Raw genomic sequence first — 8,561 nt, 5'->3', positions numbered from 1 at the left:
GTGTCACTGGCCAAGCGGGTGACCGAGCTGCACCGCAACACCGACAAGGAGCTGACCGATGTGACGGTCAGCCGGGTCGAGGACAAGAAGAAGAGTCAGAGCAAGCTGGGTGTCAAGGTCGCGGCTGCTGTCGCGGGACTGGCCGCCGCTGTGGTGTTGCAGACGACGGCGAACCACCCGTTCTGGGACGAGACGGCCGACAAGTGGGTCGACGCCTCCGAGTTGACGGTCGGGCACGAGCTCCGTACCGCTGACGGCGACAGGGTTGTTGTCGACAAGGTCGTCAACTACGACAGCGCCAAGGAGATGCGCGACCTCACCGTCGCCGACATCCACACGTACTATGTGGCGGCCAGTGACGAAGCGGTTCTGGTACACAACAATGATGACCCTTGTCGTGTGGCTGATGGGGCACGCGAACACGTAGTCCAAGGGGTATTGAACAAAGAGGGTGCACTTGTTGGATGGCACCTGCACCCCAATCAAAGCGGCGGCATCCCTGCTGACCGGTATATCGATGGCGAAGAGGTAATGAACTCTGATGGGAGCGTTAAGGTCATTGGCACCGTTGGGGCTCTTTTGTCTGACGGCCAAAAGGCGCAGAAACTAGCGAGCGGAACTCATACATTCTTTCCTCCGGACTGGACGGAGGAGGATATTATGGATGCGGGACGCTATTTGGCGGCAAGTGGCACCCCCAACAAAAAGGGTCATAAGCTCAAGGGTTCGTTTAATGGGGTTGAGTTGGCCGGATTGGTTGGGAAGGCTCCCGATGGCTCCCGTGAGCTGCAGTCCTGGTTTCCGGGACGCAGAGGATGAAGTTAAGTGAGAGGTCTGAGGATGCGGTGGAATTTTGCTTTCGATGAAGACGGCTTCCTCGAGGTCGTGGACGACGGTTCGATGTCTGAGAATGTGAAGGATGGGCTGGAGACCGTTGCGTTCCCGTTCGGAAATGATGTGCAGATGGTGGAGAGTTACCTAAAGGAATGGCGAAAATTGGAGGAAGAGTTCGGCTTTGATTACTCGCTTAACACCTCCTCGGCGCACATAACGCGAATTGATCGCCAGGTTGTAAAAGTGGTCGATATGTATGATCAATTTGAGGATTTTCAGTACCGCGCAGAGGATTTCGTCCAGTTTCTTGAAGAGTTTGCTAGTTATTTGAAGTCGCTAGAAGTCGGATCTTGAGGGTTTTGAAAAAGAAATTGTCGGCGGCGCTCTCTCTGGTGGAGATCATTCAATGCGAGTTGAAGTACGTCCTCGCCTCGATTAGGGTAGCGTGCCGTTCGTCGTGGGGTTGAAAGCGCAACTATGGTTGCTATTCCTTTGTTGTTGATGGCGAAAGCCGCACGTCAGAGAGTCGCTGAAGCCTCACTTGAGGCCGATCGTGTGGCTGTAGGTGAGGAAGCTTGCCCAGGCTGAGCGCCGGAAGCTGAGTACGGGCCCGACCGGGTCCTTGGAGTCGCGTACGGCGATGGTGTGCGGTAGTTCGGCGATCTCGACGCAGTCGGTGTCGGAGCCGCTGCGGCTGGACTTGCGCCAGACCACGTCACCGAGATCCGCAGCGACCATCAGTGCCTCACTCTCGTTCGTGCTCCGTTGCGACGCGCGCAACGAACTCGACCGATCTGGCCGGGCTGAGCGCCATCCTCGTCAGCTTATCCGCCGCGCTGCGGAAGGCGTCGACCTGCGCGGGCTCCTCCAGGAAGAGGCTCGACATCCGGTGCTCCAGGTGCACGACCGCCGGGTCACGGACGAAGTCGAGGATGACAAACGGCCCGTCCACCCCGATGTGCCCGCCGACGCCGAACGGCAGCACGGAGACTGTCACGTTGGGACGCTCGGCCGTCTCGACCAGGTGCCGGAGCTGTCGGGCCATCACCCGTGGTCCGCCGAGCACCCGGCGTAGGGCGGACTCGTCCACGATGACGTGCAACTCGGGCGGCTCGTCGCGGGACAGGATCGCTTGCCGTCCGAGCCTGGCGGCGACCCTGATCTGGGCATCAGCGTCGGGGATGTCGCACGCCCGCATGATCGCCTTGGTGTAGTCGGGGATCTGGAGCAACCCCGGCACCAGCATCGGCTCCCAGTTGACGATCCGGATCGCCTCGGTTTCGAACCGGATGAACGTACGCGACCAGGGTGTCAGCCCGGAACCGTACGTCTCCCACCAGCCACGGTCCTTGCCCCGCTCGGACATGGCGAGCAGGCGCTTGCGCTCGTCGCCGATCACGCCGTAGACCACGAGCAGCGAGGCGACATCCTCGGGTGGGATGCCCTGCTGGCCGGTCTCCATCCTGGACAGGCGGGACGGCTGCCAACCGAGCTGCGCGCTGACGGCAGCGCCGGTCAGCCCCTTGGCCTTGCGTAGTTGTCGCAGCTCACCGCCGAGTCCGCGACCGACGACGGTCGGTACGTTCTGCTTCGGCATGTCCACTCGCCTCCACCTCGGGGTATTGACATCCGTGCGCCAGGACGCCAACCTAATCGCAAATTGCGATGCCAGGCAACCCCCAAGTGATGATCTAGGTGAGGAGCGTCAACATGGGTGACCTCAAGCCGTTCCGGTACGCGCCGCCCTGGGCGCAGCCGTACGACCCGGCCGACTCGCCGGGGCCGATCGAGTCGGTGGTGGAACGCTTCCGCCGTGGTCGGCCGGAGCAGCCGCAGCCGAGCGAGGCCGAGGTCGAGGCCGCCCGGTACACGGTCGTGCTGGTGCCGCCCGAGGTGGCGGAGGTGATCGGCTACGACCGTACGGATGTGGGGCTGCGGATGTTCCGCGACGACGACTGGGACCACAACCCGGGTGACCTGGACGAGGCGGCCGACATCATCCAGGAGGCGTGTGGTGAGCCGATCACCCTGGTCGAGCACCGCTCCGACCTGACGTACTGGACCGCTCGGGTGCGTCCGGCCGCCGGTTGAGCCCATGGCTTCCTCGCGTTCTGAACCAGGGCTTCCGGCGTTCTCATCCGTTCGGGGTGATGCCGGACCATCCTGCGCCGCGTCAGGCTGACCCGGTGGGTGCCCGGCCCCGTGCTAACGGAGAGCGGGGGCAGGGCGGACGGGGGAGGAGGCGGACGGGTGGACCGGACGGCGGAGTACTTCGCGGGTCCGGCGCGGCAGCGTCTGCACCTGCTACCCCGTGGCTTCTCGGCGACCGTACGTCTCGATCTGCTCCGTTCGGGACGGATGACCCACTGGTACCTCGTCCTCGGCGAGGACGGTATCTCCGTCTGGCCGGAGGGGGATCGGGAGGCGGACTGCGTCATCTCCGCAGATGGTGAGGCGTTCGACGCCCTCGTGAGCGGGGGTGACGTGACGACGGCGGTGCTCCGTAACGATATGACGTATCGCGGGTCGCAGCGCAGCCTGATCTACTTCGAACGCCTGCTGCCCGGCCCGCCCGGTGCGCGTGGACCCGAGCGGGTCACCGGCCGGGCCGGCGGTCGTAAAGCAGCCGGAGGCCATGACGTGGTGGGCGGCCGGGACCGTGCGGGCTAGCCAGATCAGCATCCTGGAAGGGCTGACATACATCGTCAGTGACAGGAGCGGAGACGTGGACCCGACACCGGGTGACCCGGCCGGTCTTTACTTCCTCGACACCCGTTTTCTGTGTACGTGGATTGTGACGATCAACGGCGAGCGCCTGACTCCGCTCTCGATCGACGATCTGCAGTATTTCGAGGCGCGATTCTTTCTCGTACCCGGTCAACCGACGCACTACGTCAACACCACGCTCTCGGTGATCCGACACCGTTCCATCGTCGCCGGTCTCGAAGAGGAGATCACGATTCTCAACAGCGGTCGCGAGCCGGCCGAGGTGACGATGCGGCTGACCGTGGCGAGCGACTTCGCCGATGTCGACCGGATCAGCCAGCCGGGCGTACCCGGTGTTCCCGGCCCGGGACCGAGGAAGAAGGGGCGGTTCCACCACGAGATCGGCGAGCGCCACCTGAAGCTGTGCTACGCCCGTGGGAACTTCCACCGCTCAACCGTCATCGAGACCAGCGAGCCGGCCGAGATCGACCAGCACGGGATGACCTTCACCGTCGGGATACCCCCGCAGGGGCACTGGTCGCTCCGGCTGCGGGTGGTGACCGACATCAGGGAGCCGGGTGGCGAGGACGTCTCGGGCAAGGGGCCGTTGATCCGCAAGCTGAAGGAGGGGATGCGGGAGGAACTGGACCGGTGGGTCGCCCAGGCGCCCCGGCTGGAGTCCAAGTTCGCCCCGCTGACCGAGGCGTACCGGCGGAGCCTGGTCGACCTGGCGGCGTTGCGAATTCCGGGACTCGACGGCAGCGGCCGAGTTCCTTCGGCGGGTCTGCCCTGGCTGAACACGGTGGTCGGTCGGCAGAACATCCTCACCAGCCTCCAGGCGTTGCCGTACCTGCCCGAGTTGGCGTCGACGACGATCTGGACGATGGCGACGTTCCAGGGGACGAAGCTCGACGACTTCCGGGAGGAGGAGCCCGGGAAGATTCTCCATCTGCTCCGCTGGAACGAGGCGGCGGCCTTCGGGGAGACCCCGAACGCCCGATACTACGGCTCGATCGACGCCACGCCGCTCTTCGTGGTGCTGCTGGACGAGTACGAACGCTGGACCGGCGACGCCGACCTGGTACGTCGGATGGAGAGGGAGGCGCGGGCGGCACTGCGCTGGATCGACGAGTGGGGCGACCTGGCCGGTGACGGCTACCTCTGGTACCAACCACCACGGGCACCGGGCAGGGAGCCCAACCAGTCGTGGAAGGAGTCCGAGCGGGCGATCTGCTACGCCGACGGCCGGCTACCCGGGTGGCCCCGGGCCACCTGCGAGGTGCAGGGCTACGCGTACGACGCGAAGCTGCGCGGCGCCCGGATGGCGCGTACGTTCTGGGGCGATCCCGGGTACGCCGACCAGCTCGAACGCCAGGCCGCCGAGCTGCGGGAGCGGTTCAACCAGGACTTCTGGCTGCCCGACCGGCGCTACTACGCGCTCGCCCGGGAGGTCGACGGCAGCCGGGTCGACGCGCTCGCGTCGAACCTGGGTCATCTGCTCTGGAGCGGCATCGTGGACGAGGACCGGGCCGGCGCCCTGGTCGAGCATCTGCTCGGGCCGAAACTCTTCTCCGGCTGGGGAGTCCGGACCCTCGCCGCAGGGGAGACGACCTACAACCCGCTCGGTTACCACGTCGGCGCCGTCTGGCCGTACGACAACTCCATCATCGCCGAGGGCCTGCGCCGGTACGGGTTCGCCACCGAGGCGGGCACCATCGCCCAGGCCGTGTTCGAGGCGGCACCGTACTTCAAGGGTCGACTGCCCGAGGCGTTCGCCGGCTACGACCGTCGGCTCACCGTGGCTCCGGTGCGTTATCCCACCGCCACCAGCCCCCAGGGCTGGTCGGCCGGGGCGGTGCTGTCGTTGCTGCGTACCGTCCTCGGCCTGGAGGCGCACGGCGACCACCTGGTGGTCAAGGCCGCGGTGCCACCCGAACTCGGGCAGATCGCCCTGTTGCACATCTCCGGGCGCTGGGGCAGGGCGGACGCGTTGGGTCGGCCAGCCGAGGCGGATGTCGAACCGCCACGGCCGTCCGGCCGCGACCGGTTGCCGTCCGGGCCGTGACGGAGATGACCGATTGTCACGCGATGGCGGCGATGTCGCCGTCGTCGAAGTAGATCGCCTGATGTAGACGTCCGCCGAGAGCGGCGGCGAAGCGGGCCAGCACGTCCTGCCCGGAGACCTTGCCTTGTTCGATCTGGGAGACGCGGCCCTTGGTCACGCCCATACGGTCGGCGACCTGCTGCTGGGTCAGGCCGCGCGCCCGGCGCACCTCGGCGAGGCGGTGTCCGAGCACCTCCGCGAGGAGTTCCTGTTTGCCGGCTTCGACGGCCTGCTCGCCACCGGCGCGTTCGACCTGCTCCGCGCGAATGTCCTGCCAGCGTGAGTAGCTGCTCATCGGTTTCTGCCCTCCTCGTGTGTGCGCTCCTTCAGGTACGCCTCATATCGCTCCTCCGCGAGGGGGATGGCCTCCTTGTACCAGGCGTTCCACTTCCCGGCCTTGTCGCCGGCGACCAGCAAAATGCTGGAACGCCACGGGTCGAATGCGAAGAGGATCCGTACGGTGCCCGGCCGCAGTTCCTTCAGGTTGGCTATGGATTTCCGGTGGATCGAATCGACCAGTGGGCGCCCCAGGCCGGGGCCCGCCTCCGCCAGCAGGTCGATGGCCTGCACGACCCGAGCATGGGTTTCCGGGTCAAGACGATCGATCCACTCGCGTACCTCGTCCACGAGGTAGATCTCCCATTCTTGGCCACCCACCCCGCAAGTATAGCGTTCGGTATACCTCGCCGGGTGAGCTGTTCAGGTCGGAATCAGGTGGCTGACGCCTGGACGGCCGGTACGGGTACGCCGAGTACAGCCTGCTCGTCCGGCCGGTGCACGAGCACGTCCGCGAGGAACGACTGCACCGCCGGGGCCAGCCCGACGTCCCGTCCCGCCTGCTCCGACAGCCGCCAGCGGTGCTCGATGACCTGCACGAAGAGCTCCGCCGGCTCCAGCTTCTTGCGTAGGTGCGCCGGCACCGCGCGGACCACGGGCTCGAAGACCTCGGTCAACCAGCGGTGCGCGGACTGCTGCTCGTCCGACAGGTCGCTCTCGGCCCGGTAGGTGTCCAGGTCGTTGAGGAGTCGCCGGGCCTGGTTCTCCTCGGCGTCGAGCCCGGTCAGCCGGAGCAGCCGCCGGCTGTGGTAACCCGCGTCGACCACCTTCGGGCGTACCAGGTAGCGGCCGTTGTCGACCAGGGACATGGCGACCTCGGCGACGTCGAAGCCCATCTCGTTCAGCCGTCGGATCCGGCCCTCGATGTCGTGCCGGTCGTCCCGTTCCACCTGCTGCTCGTACGTGATCTCGTGCCAGAGCCGCTCGTAGCGCTCCACCACCTGGTCGGCGACCTCCTCCGGGTCGATCGCCTCGTGCAGCAGTCCGGCGGCCTGGAGGTCGAGCGCCTCGCCGAAGATGTTCACCCGGGCGATCTCGATGTCCTCGCCGCGCTGCCCGTTGGAGAGCTGGCTGCGCAGCGCCCCGGTCTCGGCGTCGACCAGGTAGGCGGCGAACGCCCCGGCATCCCGTCGGAACAGGGTGTTCGACAGCGAGCAGTCGCCCCAGAAGAAGCCGGTCAGGTGCATTCTGACGATCAGCGCGGCGAGCGCGTCGAGCAGTCGGTTCATCGTCTCCGGGCGGAGCGTGTGCGAGAAGAGCGCCCGGTACGGCAGCGAGAACTGCAAATGCTTCGTGATCAGTACGGGGTCCAGCGGCTCCCCGTTGTCGTCCACCCGGTCGGCGACGATCGCCACCGCCTGCACGGACGGGAAGTCGATCCGTTCCAGGGCGCGGAGCAGGTCGTACTCCCGCTCGGCGACCCTTTCACCGGTCTCCTTGACCGCGTACACGGTGTTGGCAAGACGTACGAAACGTACGATATGCCGGGAAATTCCCTGGGGGAGCGCCACCAGATGGTCAGCCGGCCACTGCTCCAGCGGCGTCGACCACGGCAGGTCGAGCAGCGCCGGGTCGACGAGGGCCGAGGTGATGCGCACGGGGACAAGCATGCCGGCTCCGCGCCCCTTACCGCCCCTCACCGTGGCCGGTCACACACCCACCCTGCTGGGTAAGGAAGGGCCCCTTATTAACGCATAGCGTTAATAAGGGGCCCTTCCTTACCCGCGAGGCGGTGGGAGCGGGCACGGTAGCTTTGGCGGGTGCGGGGAAGCGGAGAGACCACCGGAAGCGGCGCGACAACCGGCGGAGAGACGGCCGGGACGGTACGGCGGACCCGGTCGCGGCTGCGGCTGCGGCCGGTGCGTCCGGCGGGCTGGTGGTTCGACGTGCTGCTGCTCGCCGCGCTCGCCGGTCTCACCTTCGCCCTGGCCGAGGGTCACCTCTACGGCATCGACCAGGCCGTACGCGAGTGGTGCAACGCCCACCGCCCCGACGCCGCCCGCTGGATCGCCCAGGTCTTCAACTTCCTCGGCCAGGGCGGTTGGCTGCTCACCCCGATCGCCGCGATCCTCGGCATCTCCACCGCACTACGGTCCCGCTCGATCCGGCCGGTCCTGGTGGTGGCCGCCGCCTTCGTGGCGACGTACGTCACCATCGGGCCGTTCAAGCTCTGGACCGACCGGGCCGCACCCAGCTCGAAGACCCTTCCGCCGGAAGAGTCGGTGAAGATTTTCAACCACGGGCTGGACGAGTACAGCATGTCCTACCCGTCCGGCCACGTCGCCAACGCGATCATCTGGTACGGCGTGATCGCCCTGCTCCTGGTCTCGCTCCTGCGTACGCTGGGTCGACCCCACCCGCCAGCGGGCCTGGCCCGGGCGATCCGGATCGCGCCCCCGGTGATCGTCTTCGTCACCACCACCTACCTGAGCTACCACTGGATCACCGACAGCGTCGCCGGGGTGCTGCTCGGTCTCTTTGTCGACCGGCTGCTCGCCCGGATTCCCTGGGACGACCTGCCGCTGCCGGCCTTGCCGAACGGGCTCGACCGACCCGGAGTGTTCACCGACGCCCTCTAGCC

Annotated in this window: 11 protein-coding genes; 6 read left to right on the top strand and 5 right to left on the bottom strand. The window is 66.5% G+C overall.

All coding sequences use genetic code 11. The annotated features are described in order from the left end of the window. Together ACI2K4_RS32450 and ACI2K4_RS32445 are read left to right on the top strand one after the other, a co-directional pair. On the top strand, nucleotides 1–819 hold an 819-nt coding region (locus ACI2K4_RS32450; protein ID WP_404516863.1), incomplete at its 5' end, for a polymorphic toxin-type HINT domain-containing protein. Between the two features lie 6 nt (nucleotides 820–825). Beyond that, nucleotides 826–1,188, top strand: coding sequence for a hypothetical protein (locus ACI2K4_RS32445; RefSeq protein WP_404516861.1), 363 nt, complete (start codon nucleotides 826–828; stop codon nucleotides 1,186–1,188). Between the two features lie 183 nt (nucleotides 1,189–1,371). On the opposite strand, the gene ACI2K4_RS32440 is transcribed toward ACI2K4_RS32445, so the two are convergent. Further along, entirely contained in the window at nucleotides 1,372–1,572 is a 201-nt protein-coding gene (locus ACI2K4_RS32440; protein WP_404516859.1) for a DUF397 domain-containing protein, read from the bottom strand. Nucleotides 1,573–1,579: 7 nt separating this feature from the next. Further along, a complete protein-coding gene (locus tag ACI2K4_RS32435; protein WP_404516882.1) occupies nucleotides 1,580–2,431 on the bottom strand; it encodes a helix-turn-helix domain-containing protein in 852 nt (283 codons plus the stop codon). A 113-nt stretch (nucleotides 2,432–2,544) separates the two neighbouring features. On the opposite strand from ACI2K4_RS32435, the gene ACI2K4_RS32430 reads away from it, so the two are divergent. The 3 genes from ACI2K4_RS32430 (at nucleotide 2,545) to ACI2K4_RS32420 (ending at nucleotide 5,605) form a co-directional block, all read left to right on the top strand. Continuing rightward, complete coding sequence (locus ACI2K4_RS32430; RefSeq protein WP_404516857.1) at nucleotides 2,545–2,925, top strand: hypothetical protein; 381 nt, start codon at nucleotides 2,545–2,547, stop codon at nucleotides 2,923–2,925. Between the two features lie 159 nt (nucleotides 2,926–3,084). Further along, nucleotides 3,085–3,504 (top strand): SCP2 sterol-binding domain-containing protein, encoded by a 420-nt coding sequence (locus ACI2K4_RS32425; RefSeq protein ID WP_404516855.1) that lies wholly within the window; start codon nucleotides 3,085–3,087, stop codon nucleotides 3,502–3,504. Beyond that, on the top strand, nucleotides 3,494–5,605 hold the full coding sequence (locus tag ACI2K4_RS32420; RefSeq protein WP_404516880.1) for a glycogen debranching N-terminal domain-containing protein: 2,112 nt from the start codon (nucleotides 3,494–3,496) through the stop codon (nucleotides 5,603–5,605). Before ACI2K4_RS32425 ends, ACI2K4_RS32420 begins: the two co-directional genes overlap by 11 nt. 16 nt (nucleotides 5,606–5,621) lie before the next feature. Here the strand turns inward: ACI2K4_RS32420 and ACI2K4_RS32415 are convergent, their stop codons facing one another. Genes ACI2K4_RS32415 through ACI2K4_RS32405 form a run of 3 tightly spaced genes read right to left on the bottom strand, consistent with a single transcriptional unit; the run spans nucleotide 5,622 to nucleotide 7,590 of the window. Further along, nucleotides 5,622–5,939 carry a helix-turn-helix domain-containing protein gene (locus ACI2K4_RS32415; RefSeq protein ID WP_404516853.1) on the bottom strand — a complete coding sequence of 106 codons (318 nt, stop codon included), beginning with the start codon at nucleotides 5,937–5,939 and terminating at the stop codon, nucleotides 5,622–5,624. Next, nucleotides 5,936–6,301 (bottom strand): type II toxin-antitoxin system RelE/ParE family toxin, encoded by a 366-nt coding sequence (locus tag ACI2K4_RS32410; protein ID WP_404516851.1) that lies wholly within the window; start codon nucleotides 6,299–6,301, stop codon nucleotides 5,936–5,938. Before ACI2K4_RS32410 ends, ACI2K4_RS32415 begins: the two co-directional genes overlap by 4 nt. A gap of 53 nt (nucleotides 6,302–6,354) precedes the next feature. Continuing rightward, nucleotides 6,355–7,590: a DUF4032 domain-containing protein gene (locus ACI2K4_RS32405; RefSeq protein ID WP_404516849.1), complete on the bottom strand. Its 1,236-nt coding sequence runs from the start codon at nucleotides 7,588–7,590 to the stop codon at nucleotides 6,355–6,357. A 150-nt stretch (nucleotides 7,591–7,740) separates the two neighbouring features. Here ACI2K4_RS32405 and ACI2K4_RS32400 point away from each other — a divergent pair, with 150 nt between their 5' ends. Continuing rightward, nucleotides 7,741–8,559 carry a phosphatase PAP2 family protein gene (locus tag ACI2K4_RS32400; RefSeq protein ID WP_404516847.1) on the top strand — a complete coding sequence of 273 codons (819 nt, stop codon included), beginning with the start codon at nucleotides 7,741–7,743 and terminating at the stop codon, nucleotides 8,557–8,559. The last annotated feature ends 2 nt before the right edge of the window (nucleotides 8,560–8,561 follow it).

Source organism: Micromonospora sp. NPDC050397, from assembly GCF_044901685.1.
Lineage (GTDB): Bacteria > Actinomycetota > Actinomycetes > Mycobacteriales > Micromonosporaceae > Micromonospora_G.
Note: the sequence above shows the minus strand (reverse complement) of the source record. Positions and strands in the feature narration are given on the sequence as shown.

Bases quoted from the DNA above. Each gene is read 5' to 3' on its own strand.
- ACI2K4_RS32440 (WP_404516859.1), bottom strand. From the start codon at position 1,572: ATGGTCGCTGCGGATCTCGGTGACGTGGTCTGGCGCAAGTCCAGCCGC.
- ACI2K4_RS32435 (WP_404516882.1), bottom strand. From the start codon at position 2,431: ATGCCGAAGCAGAACGTACCGACCGTCGTCGGTCGCGGACTCGGCGGT.
- ACI2K4_RS32430 (WP_404516857.1), top strand. From the start codon at position 2,545: ATGGGTGACCTCAAGCCGTTCCGGTACGCGCCGCCCTGGGCGCAGCCG.
- ACI2K4_RS32415 (WP_404516853.1), bottom strand. From the start codon at position 5,939: ATGAGCAGCTACTCACGCTGGCAGGACATTCGCGCGGAGCAGGTCGAA.
- ACI2K4_RS32405 (WP_404516849.1), bottom strand. From the start codon at position 7,590: ATGCTTGTCCCCGTGCGCATCACCTCGGCCCTCGTCGACCCGGCGCTG.